14 protein-coding genes are annotated in these 14,657 nt (G+C 64.7%); 13 read left to right on the forward strand and 1 reads right to left on the reverse strand.

The window, feature by feature from the left end:
• Window positions 1-4: 4 nt before the first annotated feature.
• From LGQ10_RS21710 to fdhA, 5 genes are all read left to right on the forward strand, one after another.
• The gene (locus LGQ10_RS21710; RefSeq protein WP_058436198.1) at window positions 5-307 is read left to right on the forward strand and encodes a sarcosine oxidase subunit delta; all 303 of its coding nucleotides are present in this window, start codon (window positions 5-7) and stop codon (window positions 305-307) included.
• The gene (locus LGQ10_RS21715; protein ID WP_226523154.1) at window positions 304-3,321 is read left to right on the forward strand and encodes a sarcosine oxidase subunit alpha; all 3,018 of its coding nucleotides are present in this window, start codon (window positions 304-306) and stop codon (window positions 3,319-3,321) included. Before LGQ10_RS21710 ends, LGQ10_RS21715 begins: the two co-directional genes overlap by 4 nt.
• Window positions 3,322-3,418: 97 nt before the next feature.
• Window positions 3,419-4,051: a sarcosine oxidase subunit gamma gene (locus LGQ10_RS21720; protein ID WP_226523155.1), complete on the forward strand. Its 633-nt coding sequence runs from the start codon at window positions 3,419-3,421 to the stop codon at window positions 4,049-4,051.
• Between the two features lie 107 nt (window positions 4,052-4,158).
• A complete protein-coding gene (purU, locus tag LGQ10_RS21725; protein ID WP_226523156.1) occupies window positions 4,159-5,016 on the forward strand; it encodes a formyltetrahydrofolate deformylase in 858 nt (285 codons plus the stop codon).
• Between the two features lie 174 nt (window positions 5,017-5,190).
• Window positions 5,191-6,390, forward strand: a complete 1,200-nt coding sequence (gene fdhA / locus LGQ10_RS21730) for a formaldehyde dehydrogenase, glutathione-independent (protein ID WP_226523157.1) — start codon at window positions 5,191-5,193, stop codon at window positions 6,388-6,390.
• 123 nt (window positions 6,391-6,513) lie between these two features.
• On the opposite strand, the gene LGQ10_RS21735 is transcribed toward fdhA, so the two are convergent.
• Window positions 6,514-7,083, reverse strand: coding sequence for a hypothetical protein (locus LGQ10_RS21735; protein ID WP_226523158.1), 570 nt, complete (start codon window positions 7,081-7,083; stop codon window positions 6,514-6,516).
• Window positions 7,084-7,331: 248 nt separating this feature from the next.
• Here LGQ10_RS21735 and LGQ10_RS21740 point away from each other — a divergent pair, with 248 nt between their 5' ends.
• From LGQ10_RS21740 to LGQ10_RS21775, 8 genes are all read left to right on the forward strand, one after another.
• Complete coding sequence (locus tag LGQ10_RS21740) at window positions 7,332-7,898, forward strand: DUF2780 domain-containing protein (RefSeq protein WP_058433189.1); 567 nt, start codon at window positions 7,332-7,334, stop codon at window positions 7,896-7,898.
• Between the two features lie 105 nt (window positions 7,899-8,003).
• Window positions 8,004-8,432: a DUF350 domain-containing protein gene (locus tag LGQ10_RS21745; protein ID WP_226523159.1), complete on the forward strand. Its 429-nt coding sequence runs from the start codon at window positions 8,004-8,006 to the stop codon at window positions 8,430-8,432.
• Between the two features lie 10 nt (window positions 8,433-8,442).
• A complete protein-coding gene (locus LGQ10_RS21750) occupies window positions 8,443-9,156 on the forward strand; it encodes a DUF1190 domain-containing protein (RefSeq protein ID WP_226523160.1) in 714 nt (237 codons plus the stop codon).
• Complete coding sequence (locus LGQ10_RS21755) at window positions 9,153-10,307, forward strand: glutathionylspermidine synthase family protein (RefSeq protein WP_226523161.1); 1,155 nt, start codon at window positions 9,153-9,155, stop codon at window positions 10,305-10,307. The genes LGQ10_RS21750 and LGQ10_RS21755 overlap by 4 nt, the downstream gene beginning before the upstream one ends.
• A 312-nt stretch (window positions 10,308-10,619) precedes the next feature.
• Window positions 10,620-11,660 carry an aliphatic amidase gene (locus LGQ10_RS21760; RefSeq protein WP_058436031.1) on the forward strand — a complete coding sequence of 347 codons (1,041 nt, stop codon included), beginning with the start codon at window positions 10,620-10,622 and terminating at the stop codon, window positions 11,658-11,660.
• A gap of 95 nt (window positions 11,661-11,755) precedes the next feature.
• Entirely contained in the window at window positions 11,756-12,874 is a 1,119-nt protein-coding gene (locus LGQ10_RS21765) for an AAA family ATPase (RefSeq protein WP_226523162.1), read from the forward strand.
• A gap of 27 nt (window positions 12,875-12,901) precedes the next feature.
• On the forward strand, window positions 12,902-14,059 hold the full coding sequence (gene amiC / locus LGQ10_RS21770; protein ID WP_226523163.1) for an aliphatic amidase expression-regulating protein AmiC: 1,158 nt from the start codon (window positions 12,902-12,904) through the stop codon (window positions 14,057-14,059).
• Window positions 14,056-14,646: an ANTAR domain-containing response regulator gene (locus tag LGQ10_RS21775; RefSeq protein WP_226523164.1), complete on the forward strand. Its 591-nt coding sequence runs from the start codon at window positions 14,056-14,058 to the stop codon at window positions 14,644-14,646. Before amiC ends, LGQ10_RS21775 begins: the two co-directional genes overlap by 4 nt.
• The last annotated feature ends 11 nt before the right edge of the window (window positions 14,647-14,657 follow it).

Below are 14,657 nucleotides of genomic sequence, written 5' to 3' on the forward strand. Positions count from 1 at the left end.
TCCCATGTTGCATATCTTCTGCCCTCACTGCGGCGAACTGCGCTCCGAAGAGGAATTCCATTCGTCCGGCCAGGCCCATATCCCACGGCCGCTGGACCCCGGTGCCTGCACCGACGAGCAGTGGGGCGACTACCTGTTCTTCCGTGACAACCCCCGTGGCCTGCACCACGAACTGTGGATCCACGCCGCCGGTTGCCGCCAGTACTTCAACGCCACCCGCGACACCGTGACCTACGAAATCCTCGAGACCTACAAGATCGGCACCCCGCCGCAATTCACCGCCAAGGCTGCTGGAGAGAAGGTATGAGCCAGACCAATCGCCTGTCCAACGGCGGACGCATCGACCGCAACAAGGTCCTGACCTTCACCTTCAACGGCCAGAACTACAAGGGCTTCGAGGGCGATACCCTGGCCTCGGCCCTGCTGGCCAATGGCGTGGACATCATCGGTCGCAGCTTCAAGTATTCGCGGCCCCGGGGCATTTTCGCCGCAGGCTGTGAAGAGCCCAACGCAGTGCTGCAGATCGGCGCCACCGAAGCCACCCAGATTCCCAACGTGCGTGCCACCCAGCAGGCGCTGTACCAGGGCCTGGTGGCCACCAGCACCAACGGCTGGCCCAGCGTCAATAACGACATGATGGGGATTCTCGGCAAGGTCGGCGGCAAGCTGATGCCACCGGGCTTCTACTACAAGACCTTCATGTACCCGCAGTCGTTCTGGATGACCTACGAGAAGTACATTCGCAAGGCGGCGGGCCTGGGCCGTTCGCCGACCGAGAACGATCCGGACACCTACGACAACATGAACCAGCACTGCGACGTGCTGATCGTCGGCGCCGGCCCGGCAGGCCTCGCCGCTGCTCTGGCGGCGGCCCGCAGCGGTGCGCGGGTGATCCTCGCCGACGAGCAGGAAGAGTTCGGCGGCACCCTGCTGGACAGCCGCGAGAGCCTGGACGGCAAGCCGGCAGCGGAGTGGGTGGCCAGCGCCATTGCCGAACTCAAGGCCTTGCCGGACGTACTGCTGCTGCCACGGGCCACGGTCAACGGCTACCACGACCATAACTTCCTGACCATTCACGAACGCCTCACCGACCACCTGGGGGACCGTGCGCCCATCGGCCAGGTGCGCCAGCGCATCCACCGAGTACGGGCCAAGCGTGTGGTGCTGGCTACCGGCGCCCATGAGCGGCCGCTGGTCTACGGCAACAACGACGTGCCGGGCAACATGCTGGCCGGCGCGGTATCCACCTACGTACGCCGTTATGGCGTGGCCCCGGGCAAGAAACTGGTGCTGTCGACCAACAACGACCACGCCTACCGCGTGGCCCTGGACTGGCTCGACGCCAGCCTGCAGGTGGTGGCCATCGCCGATGCGCGGCACAACCCCCGTGGCGCCCTGGTGGAGGAAGCCCGGGCCAAGGGCATCCGCATCCTGACGTCCAGCGCGGTGATCGAGGCCCGCGGCAGCAAGCACGTGACCGGCGCCCGGGTGGCGGCCATCGACGTCAAGGCGCACAAGGTCACCAGCCCTGGCGAGTGGCTCGACTGCGACCTGATCGCCAGCTCCGGCGGCTACAGCCCGGTGGTGCACCTGGCGTCGCACCTGGGCGGCAAGCCGGTGTGGCGCGAAGACATCCTCGGTTTCGTGCCCGGTGAAGCGCCGCAGAAACGTGTGTGCGTGGGCGGCATCAATGGCGTCTACAGCCTGGGCGATGCCCTGGCGGATGGGTTCGAAGGCGGCGTGCGCGCGGCCAGCGAAGCCGGTTTCCAGGCGGTGGAGGGCGTATTGCCCAAGGCCTTGGCCCGCCTTGAAGAAGCGACCCTGGCGCTGTTCCAGGTGCCCCATGAAAAAGGCACCGCCCGGGCGCCGAAGCAATTCGTCGACCTGCAGAACGACGTCACCGCCGCCGCCATCGAACTGGCGACCCGCGAGGGTTTCGAGTCGGTGGAGCACGTCAAGCGCTACACCGCCCTGGGCTTCGGCACCGATCAGGGCAAGCTGGGTAACGTCAACGGCCTGGCCATCGCCGCCCGCTCGCTGAACGTCAGCATCCCGCAGATGGGCACCACCATGTTCCGCCCGAACTACACGCCGATCACCTTCGGCGCCGTGGCCGGCCGGCACTGCGGGCACATTTTCGAGCCGGTGCGCTTCACCGCGCTGCATGCCTGGCATGTGAAGAACGGCGCCGAATTCGAGGACGTCGGCCAGTGGAAGCGCCCCTGGTATTTCCCGAAGAACGGCGAAGACCTGCATGCCGCGGTCAAGCGTGAATGCCAGGCCGTGCGCGACAGCGTCGGCCTGCTGGACGCCTCGACCCTGGGCAAGATCGACATCCAGGGCCCCGACGCCCGGGAGTTCCTCAACCGCATCTACACCAACGCCTGGACCAAGCTCGACGTGGGCAAGGCCCGCTACGGCCTGATGTGCAAGGAAGACGGCATGGTCTTCGACGACGGCGTCACCGCCTGTCTGGCCGACAACCACTTCCTGATGACCACCACCACCGGCGGCGCCGCCCGGGTGCTGCAGTGGCTGGAGATCTATCAGCAGACCGAATGGCCGGACCTCAAGGTGTACTTCACCTCGGTCACCGACCACTGGGCCACCATGACCCTGTCCGGGCCCAACAGTCGCAAGCTGCTGAGCGAGGTCACCGACATCGACCTGGACAAGGACGGCTTCCCGTTCATGACCTGGAAGGAAGGCCTGGTGGGCGGCGTGCCGGCTCGGGTGTTCCGCATCTCCTTCACTGGCGAGCTGTCCTACGAGGTCAACGTCCAGGCCGACTACGCCATGGGTGTGCTGGAGCAGATCGTCGAAGCCGGCAAGAAGTACAACCTGACCCCTTATGGCACCGAGACCATGCACGTGCTGCGGGCCGAGAAGGGCTTCATCATCGTTGGCCAGGACACCGACGGCTCCATGACCCCGGACGACCTGAACATGGGCTGGTGTGTGGGCCGGACCAAGCCGTTCTCCTGGATCGGCTGGCGCGGGATGAACCGCGAGGACTGCGTACGCGAGCAGCGCAAGCAACTGGTGGGCCTCAAGCCGATCGACCCGACCCAGTGGCTGCCGGAAGGCGCGCAGCTGGTGTTCAACCCCAAGCAGGCGATCCCGATGAGCATGGTGGGCCACGTGACGTCCAGCTATGCCCACAACTCCCTGGGTTATTCCTTCGCCCTGGGCGTGGTCAAGGGCGGCCTCCAGCGCCTGGGCGAGCGGGTCTTCGCGCCCCTGGCCGATGGCCGGGTGATCGAGGCGGAAATCGTTTCTTCGGTGTTCTTCGACCCCAAGGGTGATCGGCAGAACGTTTAACCAGATCCCGTAGGAGCGAGGCTTGCCCGCGACATGCTCATCGCGGGCAAGCACCGCTCCTACGGGTGTGATGCAAGAATTTGAAGACAGGTGCTCTATGACCGCAGTCAACGTTTACCAACAGCGCCCCACCACCGGGGCCAAGGCCGAGTCGTCGTTGCATCACGCTGACCTGCCAAGCCTGGTGGGCAAGGGTCGCAAGAACGCCGGGGTGACCCTGCGCGAGAAAAAACTGCTCGGCCACCTGACGATCCGTGGCGACGGCCACGACCCGGCCTTCGCCGCCGGTGTACACAAGGCCCTGGGCATCGAATTGCCAGGTGCCTTGAGCGTGGTGGTCAAGGGTGAGGCCAGCCTGCAGTGGCTGGGCCCGGATGAGTGGCTGCTGATCGTGCCCAGCGGCGAAGAGTTCGCCGCCGAGCAGAACCTGCGCGAGGCCCTGGGCGACCTGCACATCCAGATCGTCAATGTCAGCGGTGGCCAGCAGATCCTCGAGCTGTCCGGCCCCGACGTGCGCCAGGTCCTGATGAAGTCCACCAGCTACGATGTACATCCCAGCAACTTTCCGGTGGGCAAGGCAGTGGGCACGGTGTTCGCCAAGTCGCAACTGGTGATCCGTCGTACCGGTGAAGACACCTGGGAACTGCTGGTGCGCCGCAGCTTCTCCGATTACTGGTGGATGTGGCTGCAGGACGCCGCGGCCGAATACGGCCTCAGCGTCCAGGCCTGAACCCTTGTCACGGGCAAGCCTCGCGCCTGCGGTGAGGTTGTAGGAGCGAGGCTTGCCCGCGATTCGACCGCGTAGCGGTTGCCTATCAAGAACAGGAGTTATCCAGCATGAGCCGCGCCCCCGATACATGGATCTTGACTGCCGACTGCCCCAGCGTGCTCGGCACGGTGGACGCGGTGACCCGCTTTCTGTTCGAACAGGGCTGTTATGTCACCGAACACCATTCCTTCGATGACCGGCTCTCGGGGCGTTTCTTCATTCGCGTGGAGTTTCGCCAGCCCGATGGCCTCGACGAGCAGGGCTTTCTCCAGGGCCTGGCGGAGCGGGCCAAGGCCTTCGAAATGAATTTCGAACTGACCGCGCCCAACTATCGACCCAAGGTGGTGATCATGGTCTCCAAGGCCGACCACTGCCTCAATGACCTGCTCTATCGCCAGCGCATCGGCCAGTTGCCCATGGACGTGGTGGCGGTGGTGTCCAACCACCCGGACCTCAAGCCCCTGGCCGACTGGCACCAGATTCCCTACCACCATTTTCCCCTCGACCCCAACGACAAGCCGGCCCAGGAACGCCAGGTCTGGCAGGTGATCGAGGCGTCCGGCGCCGAGCTGGTGATCCTTGCCCGCTACATGCAGGTGCTGTCGCCGGAGCTGTGCCGCAAGCTCGATGGCAAGGCGATCAATATCCATCACTCGCTGCTGCCGGGATTCAAGGGTGCCAAGCCCTACCACCAGGCCTACAACAAGGGCGTGAAGCTGGTGGGGGCCACCGCCCACTACATCAACAACGACCTGGACGAAGGCCCGATCATCGCCCAGGGCGTGGAGGTGGTGGACCACAGTTACTACCCCGAGGACCTGATCGCCAAGGGCCGCGATATTGAGGGCCTGACCCTGGCCCGGGCGGTGGGTTATCACATCGAGCGGCGGGTGTTCCTCAACGGCAATCGCACGGTAGTGCTTTAAACCAGGTCTCAAGCTGCAAGCCTCAAGCGGCAAGCTTCAAGCGAGAGGCGACAAGCAAAAAAGCGACACGCTCCAAGCCGCAAGAACGCGGTGTGTACTCTTCTTGCGGCTTGAAGCTTGCCGCTTGAAGCTCGCTCCACTTTCGTCACAACAACAACTACAGAGGTGACAAGCATGTCTGGTAATCGTGGTGTGGTGTATCTGGGCAGCGGCAAGGTCGAGGTACAGAAGATCGACTATCCGAAAATGCAGGACCCGCGTGGCAAGAAGATCGAGCACGGTGTCATCCTGCGCGTGGTTTCCACCAACATCTGCGGTTCGGACCAGCACATGGTCCGAGGCCGTACCACTGCCCAGGTCGGCCTGGTGCTGGGCCATGAGATCACCGGCGAGGTGATCGAAAAGGGCAGCGACGTGGAGAACCTGAAGATCGGCGACCTGGTTTCGGTGCCCTTCAACGTGGCCTGCGGGCGCTGCCGTTCCTGCAAGGAGCAGCACACCGGGGTCTGCCTGACCGTCAACCCGGCCCGTGCCGGCGGTGCCTACGGTTACGTCGACATGGGCGACTGGACCGGTGGCCAGGCCGAGTACGTGCTGGTGCCTTACGCCGACTTCAACCTGCTGAAGCTGCCGAACCGTGACAAGGCCATGGAGAAGATCCGCGACCTGACATGCTTGTCCGACATCCTGCCCACCGGCTACCACGGCGCGGTGACCGCAGGCGTCGGCCCGGGCAGCACCGTGTATGTGGCCGGGGCCGGTCCGGTGGGCCTGGCGGCGGCTGCTTCCGCGCGCCTGCTGGGGGCGGCGGTGGTGATCGTGGGCGACGTCAACCCGGTGCGCCTGGCCCATGCCAAGGCCCAGGGCTTCGAGATCGCCGACCTGTCCAAGGACACTCCGCTGCACGAGCAGATCGCCGACCTGCTGGGCGAGCCGGAAGTGGATTGTGCGGTGGACGCGGTGGGCTTCGAGGCCCGTGGCCATGGCCATGCCGGCGCGCAGCACGAGGCCCCGGCCACGGTACTCAACTCGCTGATGGGCGTGGTGCGGGTGGCGGGCAAGATCGGTATTCCCGGCCTGTACGTCACTGAGGACCCGGGCGCGGTGGACGCGGCGGCGAAGATCGGCAGCCTGAGCATCCGCTTCGGCCTGGGCTGGGCCAAGTCCCACAGCTTCCACACCGGCCAGACTCCGGTGATGAAGTACAACCGCCAGCTGATGCAGGCCATCATGTGGGACCGGATCAACATCGCCGAAGTGGTGGGCGTACAGGTCATCAGCCTCGACGACGCGCCACGTGGCTACGGCGAGTTCGATGCCGGCGTGCCGAAGAAATTCGTCATCGACCCGCACAAGCTGTTCAGCGCAGCCTGAGACCTGCGATAGCGACGAAGGGCGACCCACGGGTCGCCCTTTTCGTTGCCGAACCCTGTAGCCGCTGTCGAGCACCAGCGAGGCTGCGTACGGGTGCGCAGCGCCCGCCAGCCGGCCACAGGATCAATAGCCTTGGCCGGGGTAGCTGAACCAGTGTTGTCCGTTGAGTACCTGGGTGACGAACGCCGGGTCATACAAGCCCGGCACATCGCGCTGGAAACGCGAACGCCACTGCGGCAGCCACCAGTAGTCCAGGGCCGTGCCTCTTGGGAACAGCACCAGCCCCATGACAGCGTTGTCGATGGCGCCACGCTGATGCAGCTCATGGGTGGCGTCCATCCAGCCCAGGTAATGATCGATGGGCAACGAGAGCATCAGGGCCGTGGCATGCACCTTCTGCGTCTCGCTCTGCTGCGGGTTTGCCAGCAGCGCCAGCGCTTCGCAGTAATGGACCTCGGGCTGCTGGACAAGCGCCTGGGCCGCCGGGTCTTGAAGAATGCCCAGGGGGCCGCCGTCGGCTCGCCAATCGGCGCCCTGGCTGTCGTTGACATACTGGTTGATGAAGTCGCTCAAGGGCCCGGACGCAGCGGGCGACCCCGGACATGAGGCAGCATCGATCGGCGTGCCGATTCTCCAGATGGCCACGAATGCCATCAGGGCCAGCACCGTGCAGCAGTAAAGAACAGGTTTCATAGGGGCTCGCTTGCTGTGTTGCGCCGAAGAATGCAGGTCTTTGCCAGCGCTGTCGACCTGGCGTAAACCGGCCCATGACGCCCTGCTGTCATTCATCGCACCGGTCGTTGGTGGCACCGCTGGTCGACTAGATTTCAAGCAACCGGGGATCTGCCTGTGCCCCGGAACATTCGTGCCTGGACCTAGTCAAACGGCTGTTTTCCCGCCACCCGATTCCGGGTGGTTTCTCGTCCCATGAGGTTGTTTCGATGAATATTCCACGCGGTTTCGCCCTGGCTACCCTGATGACCCTGGCAGCCGGTTCGGCCCTGGCTGGCGGTTTCAGCCTGAACGATGCGGCCAATGCCATTTCCGGCATGCAGGGTGGCGACAAGGCCGCCGCTGCGGCACCGACCTCGCAGACCGCCGGCCTGCTCGGCGCCCTGGGGTCGCAACTCAACGTCACGCCGCAACAGGCCATCGGTGGTACCGGTGCCATGCTCGGCCTGGCGAAGAACCAACTGAGTGGTTCGGACTACTCGCAACTGAGCAAGAGCGTGCCGGGCCTGGACAAGCTCTCCGGCAGCAATGCCCTGGGCAGCCTCGGTGCCCTGGGTGGTCTGCTCGGCCAGTCGTCGGGCCAGAACGCCGGGCTGGACAACGCCCTGGGTAACGTCAAGAACACCAGTGACCTGAACAACGCCTTCGGCGCACTGGGCATGGACAGCGGCATGATCGGGCAATTCGCCCCGGTGATCCTGCAGTACCTGGGCCAGCAAGGCGTCGGCGGCTCACTGCTGCAAAGCCTGAGCAGCATCTGGGGTGTTGCCAAGTAAGGTGACGGGCCTCGGTGCCACGGCGCCGGGGCCAATCCTCCAGTGTTCGGCGAATCGGGCCTGTGATATATCTCGCGCCCCGTTTTCCAAGGAAGCCCGAACGCGATGTTCATGGATGCACTGAAGATGTCCCTGCCCGCCAACGCGGTGCTTGGTTTTACCCTCTACATGCTGGGCGCGGCCCTGGTGTTCGCTCTCTACGCATTCATCTACACCCGCCTGACGCCCCACAACGAGTTCGCCCTGATCCGCCAGGGCAACACTGCGGCGGCCATTGCCTTGTCCGGTGCGTTGCTGGGGTTCGCGATCCCGGTGGCCAGCGCGATTTCCCATTCGATCTCGATCATCGACTTCCTGCTCTGGGCCGCGATTGCCGCCGTGGTGCAGTTGCTGGCGCTGCTTGCCGTGAGCCTGACGCTCAAGGGCTTGTCCCGGCGCATCGTCGACCAGGAGAACGCCGCGGCGATCCTGGTGGCATCGGTCTCTGTTGGTGTCGGCCTGCTGAATGCGGCCTGCATGACCCCTTCGGTCTGAGGGCGCCGCCATGAAACGCAGTAAGAGCGTGCGCCTGGTGCTGCTGGGCAGCGTGCCGTTCGCCCTGGCGGCCTGTGACGGCCAGCCCCAGGCGACCCGGGAAGTGCGCCAGACCCAGAATTTCAGCAGCGTCAGCGAATGCGAACGGGCGCAGATTCCGTCCGCCATTTGCCAGGCTGCCCGCGATGACGCCCGCGAACGTGGGGAGCGTGTGGCCCCGCGCTACCTGGACCTGCAACGTTGCGAGGAGGATTTCGTCACCGCCAACTGCATGGTCTCGCGCGATAACCGAGCCTATGTGCCGATTTCCAGCGGTTTTGCCCTGACCTCCCAGCGCACGGTGCCGGACAAGCCCGAGGAAGAACAGCAACAGACCAGCTCCAGTGGTGGTGGTGGTGGTGGTGGTGGTGGTGGTGGTGGTGGTGGCTCCAGCTCGGGTTCGCGTTTCTGGCGCTGGATAGGCCTGGACTCGACCCCTGAACCACGCTATTTCAGCGAGGCCCTGTATAAGCAGCGCGATGGTCGTGGCGGTACCCAGCTGAGCACCCTCAGCCAGCAGGTGGAGGCCGGCAAGACCTTCTCCGGTGCCAGTGGCGGGCGCTTCGGGATTTCCAGCCCGGAACACTTCACCAGCGCCGGCAACCCGCTGGCCGGCGCCCATGAAGTGGTCAGCCGCAGCGGCTTCGGTTCCTCCAGCCGCAGCAGTTGGAGCTTCGGTTCTTGAAGCGCATGCCCAGCACCCCGCGTGCGGACTGGCAAGCCACGGCGGAGCAACTGGGCTTTGCCTTCCATACCTTCGATGGCGAGCCCTACTGGGACGAGTCCGCCTACTACCAGTTCAGCCTGCGGCAGATCGAGGACGACCTGGAAGACCCGACCCAGGAGCTGCACGAACTGTGCATGGTTCTGGTGGCCGAGGTGGTGGAGAGCGAGGAACTGCTGCAGCGCCTGGCCATTCCCCAGGCCTTCCACGAGTTGATCCGCCAGTCGTGGAAGCAGGGCGAGCCGCACCTCTATGGGCGCATGGACCTATGCTACGACGGCACCGGCCCGGCCAGACTCCTGGAAACCAACTACGACACGCCGACCTCGCTGTACGAGGCGAGCTTCTTCCAGTACGTCTGGCTGGAGCAGCAGATGCAGCGTGGACAGCTGCCGGCGGGTTGCGACCAGTTCAACAGCATCGAGGACAAGCTGCTCCAGGCCTTCGTCCAGGGCGGCTTCAAGTCGCCGATGCACTTTGCCTCGGTCAGGGGTTCGCTTGAGGACCGCGGTACTGTCGAATACCTGCGCGATATCGCCCGCCAGGCCGGCCTGGGGACGCGGTTGCTCGATGTCGAGGACATCGGCCTCGATGCCGGTGGGCGTTTCGTCGACCTGCTGGGCATCCCCATCGACAGCCTGTTCAAGCTCTACCCCTGGGAGCACCTGTTCAACGAAGCCTTTGGCCCAGCCATTGCCGGCAGCCACACGCAGTTTGTCGAGCCGCCGTGGAAGGCCATTCTTTCCAACAAGGCGGCCATGGCCCTGCTCTGGGAACGGCATGCGGGGCACCCGAACCTGCTGCCGGCGTTTATCGACGACAACCCGACCAGCCGCCTGGGCCCGGGCTGGGTGCGCAAGCCGTTCTTTTCCCGGGAAGGGGCCAATGTGCAGATCTGCACCGAAGACGGCGAGCATTTGATCGAGGCCGGACCCTACGGCGGGCCCTGCATCCGCCAGCAGTTTCACCCCTTGCCGGTGTTTGCCGGCAACCACACCGTGATCGGTAGCTGGGTGATCGGCGACCGGCCGGCGGGCATCGGCATTCGCGAGGACAACTCGCCGATCACCAAGGACAGCAGCCGTTTCCTGCCCCATGTGATCCTCGACTGAGCCCTGCGCGATACCGTCGGGCAGGGCCTGCGCTGTTCGCGGAAAAAATTTCTCCGGGCAACCGACGCTGCGAGTAGCGACCTAGAGGGTTCCTGCTGGCATGAGCCGATCTTGCGGATGCGGTAGGGGTTGAGCGGTGCTTGACAAGGTTTCTGGCGGGGCGCTTAGATAAGCCCCATCAGGAAAAGCGCATCAGCGTCGATGTCGCCGCTCCACCTAGGTTGTACATGCCAAAGAGCAAATGAGCTCTCCCGGGTTTATCCCGGGAGGGCTTTTTTTCGTCCGCAGAAAATAAAAACAGAGGTATCAGACATGCGTCATGGCGATATTTCCAGCAGCAACGACACCGTTGGCGTCGCAGTGGTGAACTACAAGATGCCACGCCTGCACTCCCGCGAAGAGGTCCTGGCCAACGCGCAGAAAATCGCCGACATGGTGGTCGGCATGAAGCAGGGGCTGCCGGGCATGGACCTGGTGATTTTCCCCGAGTACAGCCTCCAGGGGATCATGTACGACCCCGCGGAAATGATGGAAACGGCGGTTGCCATTCCTGGCGACGAGACTGAACTGCTGGCCCGGGCCTGTCGCAAGGCCAACGTCTGGGGCGTGTTCTCGTTGACCGGCGAGCGCCACGAGGAGCATCCGAACAAGGCGCCGTACAACACCCTGGTGCTGATCGACAACAAGGGCGAGGTGGTCCAGAAGTACCGCAAGATCATTCCATGGTGCCCGATCGAGGGCTGGTACCCCGGGGGCCAGACTTACGTCAGCGAAGGGCCCAAGGGCATGAAGATCAGCATGATCATCTGCGATGACGGCAACTATCCGGAGATCTGGCGCGATTGCGCGATGAAGGGCGCCGAACTGATCGTGCGCTGCCAGGGCTACATGTACCCGGCCAAGGAGCAGCAGGTACTGATGGCCAAGGCCATGGCGTGGGCCAACAACACCTACGTGGCGGTGGCCAATGCCGCCGGTTTCGATGGCGTCTACTCGTACTTCGGGCACTCGGCGATCATCGGCTTCGACGGCCGGACTCTCGGCGAATGCGGCGAGGAGGAAATGGGTATCCAGTACGCCCAGTTGTCGGTCTCGCAGATTCGCGATGCCCGGGCCAACGACCAGTCGCAGAACCACCTGTACAAGATCCTCCATCGTGGCTACACCGGCTTGAACAACTCCGGCGAGGGTGACCGTGGCTTGGCCGAGTGCCCGTTCGAGTTCTACAAGACCTGGGTGACCGACGCCGAGAAGGCCCGCGAGAACGTCGAGAAGATCACTCGCTCGACGTCGGGTGTCGCGCAATGCCCTGTTGGCCGCCTGCCGTACGAGGGCGAGGAGAAAGAGGCCTGATCCGCACCCATAGGTAAACCGGCGAGCTGTTGGGGCCATGCCTCGCCAGCCCGCTGTCATCCCTGGATTTTCCTGCGGAAGATGGAGCCCAAGACATGCCCTTCCTCAACGACATGCTGGAGCAATCGCAGCGCCGCAAGGCCCAGGACCAGGCCCTGGCCAGCGAGAACCGCGCCGACGCGCCGCTGGTCCAGGCCCACCTGGCCAGTCATGCGGCGCTGCACAGCCGCTACCGTTTCAATATCGAGGTCATCATGGCCAGCCTGCGTGCCGAGATCCTCGGCCAGGACCAGGCCCTGCAAGCCGTGGAGAACATGCTGCAGGTGGTGCGCGCGGACATCACCGACCCGCGCCGCCCGCTCTACACCGCGCTGTTCCTGGGGCCCACCGGGGTGGGCAAGACCGAGATCGTGCGGGCCCTGGCCCGGGCCCTGCACGGCGATGCCGACGCCTTCTGTCGCGTCGACATGAACACCCTGTCCCAGGAGCACTATGCGGCGGCCCTCACCGGTGCGCCGCCTGGCTATGTGGGGGCCAGGGAAGGCAACACGCTGTTCGACCAGGACAAGCTCGATGGCAGCCTCGGACGCCCTGGCATCGTGTTGTTCGACGAACTGGAAAAGGCCAGCCCGCAGGTGGTCCAGGCCCTGCTCAACGTGCTGGATAACGGCATGCTCACGGTGGCCTCGGGTGAGCGCAGCTACAGTTTTCGCAACAGCCTGATCTTCATGACCAGCAACCTCGCGGCGCGGGACATCCAGGCCTACGACGAGCGCCGCAAAGGTTGGCTGGGCTGGTTCCTGCCCACCACGGCGGCCTCGCGCTGGCGAGCGGTGGACAAGCTGGTGAGGGCCCGGTTGCTCAAGGCCTTCGCCCCGGAGTTCGTCAACCGTATCGACAACATCATCACGTTCAACTGGATCGAGCGCGGCCTGGTGGAGCAACTGGTGGAGCTGGAAGTGCAGCGGCTCAACCGCCGCCTGGAGAAACATGGCTGCAGCCTGGTCGTCACTCGACAGGTACTGGGCCATATCGCCCGCGCCGGGTTCGACCGGCAGTTTGGTGCACGTGCGTTGCGCCGTAGTGTGCGCCACCATCTGGAGGTGCCCCTGGCCGAGTTTCTCCTGGAGTACCACGCTCCGGTGATGGGCGAGCCGCCCGTGGTCTATGAGGCGCAGTTGGCGCGGGGCAGGGTCGGGTTCGCCCGAACATAGGCATCGTTGACTTGGGAGAGGACGCACATGGTTTCACATCCGGACCAGCCACAGATCGGGCTGCTGTTTTCCGAGACCGGCGTCACGGCCGACATCGAGCGTTCGCAGCGCTACGGCGCCTTGCTGGCGATCGAGCAGCTCAACGGCGAGGGAGGCGTGGCCGGCCAGGCGATCCAGGCCTTGTCCCGCGATCCCGGGGGCGACCCGGATCGCTATCGCTTGTACGCCGAGGAGTTCATCCGCAATCACGGGGTACGCCTGCTGGTGGGGTGCTACATGTCCCACACGCGCAAGGCGGTGATGCAGGTGGTGGAGCGCACCGACGCGCTGCTCTGCTACCCGACACCCTACGAGGGCTTCGAGTACTCGCCCAACATCATCTACGGCGGCCCGGCTCCCAACCAGAACAGTGCGCCGCTGGCGGCCTATCTCATCCGCCATTATGGGGAGCGGGTGGTGTTCATCGGCTCGGACTATATCTACCCCCGGGAGAGCAACCATGTGATGCGCCACCTGTATCGCCAGCATGGGGGCAAGGTCCTGGAGGAAATCTACATCCCGCTCTATCCCTCGGACGAGGACCTGGCGCGGGCCGTGGACCTGATCGTCAAGGCCCAGGCGGACGTGGTGTTCTCCACCGTGGTGGGCACCGGGACAGCCGAACTCTACCGGGCCATCTCCAGGCGTTATGGCGATGCCCGCCGGCCGCCCATCGCCAGCCTGACCACCAGCGAGGCGGAGATCGCCAAGATGGGCAGCGAGGTGGCCGAGGGGCATGTGGTGGTCGCGCCGTATTTCTCCAGCATCGACACGCCGGCCAGTCGCGAGTTCGTCCGCGCCTGCAACGCCTTCTTTCCGCAGGACGTCAGCATCACCGCCTGGGCCGAGGCGGCCTACTGCCAGACGCTGATGCTTGGCCGGGCCATGCAGGCGGCCCAGGGCTGGCGGGTGGAGGAGGTGCAGCCATACCTGTACCGCCAGCGCTTGGACGCGCCCCAGGGGCCGATCTGGGTGGAGCAGCAGAACAACCACAGCCACCTGACTTCACGCATTGCCGAGATCGACTCGCGCGGGGTGTTCCAGGTCAGGTGGCAATCCCCCGAGCCCATCCGGCCAGACCCCTACGTGGTGGTGCACAACCTGGACGACTGGTCCGCCAGCATGGGCGAGGGTTCGCATCGATGAGCGCCAACTCGATCCTGGGTTCCCTGCGCGAGCTGCAGGTGATGGTGTTGAACCCGCCCGGCGCCTTGAGCGACGCCCTGGTGCTGCAGCTGATCCGCATCGGTTGTTCGGTGCGCCAGATCTGGCCGCCGCCCAGGCAGTTCGAGGTGGCGGTGGACGTGATCTTCACCGGCATCTTCCAGAACCACCACCACGAGCAGATCAGTGCGCTGATCAGCACGGGCTCGCCGCGCACCACGGTAGTGGCGCTGGTGGAGTACGAGAGTCCGGCGGTGCTGTCGCAGATCATCGAGCTGGAGTGCCACGGGGTGATCATCCAGTTGCTGGACGCGCACAAGATCCTGCCGGCGCTGGTGGCGGCGCGCCGGGTCAGCGAGGAGCTGTTCAAGCTCAAGCAGAAGAACGCCCAGTTGCAGGAGCGCCTGGCCAGCCAGGTGGATATCAACCGGGCCAAGGTGCTGCTGATGCAGCTTCATGGTTGGGCCGAGGAGCAGGCGCATGGGTTCCTGTGCCAGGAGGCGATGAAGGCCAGGGAGCCGATTCTCAAGGTCGCCCGGGACGTGCTGGGCAAGCACGAGGCCAGCTGAATGATGGGTTC

This window comes from Pseudomonas sp. L5B5, from assembly GCF_020520285.1.
In the GTDB taxonomy this organism is placed as follows: domain Bacteria; phylum Pseudomonadota; class Gammaproteobacteria; order Pseudomonadales; family Pseudomonadaceae; genus Aquipseudomonas.

Excerpts from the sequence above, each read along its gene's own strand:
- LGQ10_RS21710 (WP_058436198.1), top strand. The coding sequence starts at position 5 with ATGTTGCATATCTTCTGCCCTCACTGCGGCGAACTGCGCTCCGAAGAG.
- LGQ10_RS21715 (WP_226523154.1), top strand. The coding sequence starts at position 304 with ATGAGCCAGACCAATCGCCTGTCCAACGGCGGACGCATCGACCGCAAC.
- LGQ10_RS21720 (WP_226523155.1), top strand. The coding sequence starts at position 3,419 with ATGACCGCAGTCAACGTTTACCAACAGCGCCCCACCACCGGGGCCAAG.
- purU (WP_226523156.1), top strand. The coding sequence starts at position 4,159 with ATGAGCCGCGCCCCCGATACATGGATCTTGACTGCCGACTGCCCCAGC.
- fdhA (WP_226523157.1), top strand. The coding sequence starts at position 5,191 with ATGTCTGGTAATCGTGGTGTGGTGTATCTGGGCAGCGGCAAGGTCGAG.
- LGQ10_RS21735 (WP_226523158.1), bottom strand. The coding sequence starts at position 7,083 with ATGAAACCTGTTCTTTACTGCTGCACGGTGCTGGCCCTGATGGCATTC.
- LGQ10_RS21740 (WP_058433189.1), top strand. The coding sequence starts at position 7,332 with ATGAATATTCCACGCGGTTTCGCCCTGGCTACCCTGATGACCCTGGCA.
- LGQ10_RS21745 (WP_226523159.1), top strand. The coding sequence starts at position 8,004 with ATGTTCATGGATGCACTGAAGATGTCCCTGCCCGCCAACGCGGTGCTT.
- LGQ10_RS21750 (WP_226523160.1), top strand. The coding sequence starts at position 8,443 with ATGAAACGCAGTAAGAGCGTGCGCCTGGTGCTGCTGGGCAGCGTGCCG.
- LGQ10_RS21760 (WP_058436031.1), top strand. The coding sequence starts at position 10,620 with ATGCGTCATGGCGATATTTCCAGCAGCAACGACACCGTTGGCGTCGCA.
- LGQ10_RS21765 (WP_226523162.1), top strand. The coding sequence starts at position 11,756 with ATGCCCTTCCTCAACGACATGCTGGAGCAATCGCAGCGCCGCAAGGCC.
- amiC (WP_226523163.1), top strand. The coding sequence starts at position 12,902 with ATGGTTTCACATCCGGACCAGCCACAGATCGGGCTGCTGTTTTCCGAG.
- LGQ10_RS21775 (WP_226523164.1), top strand. The coding sequence starts at position 14,056 with ATGAGCGCCAACTCGATCCTGGGTTCCCTGCGCGAGCTGCAGGTGATG.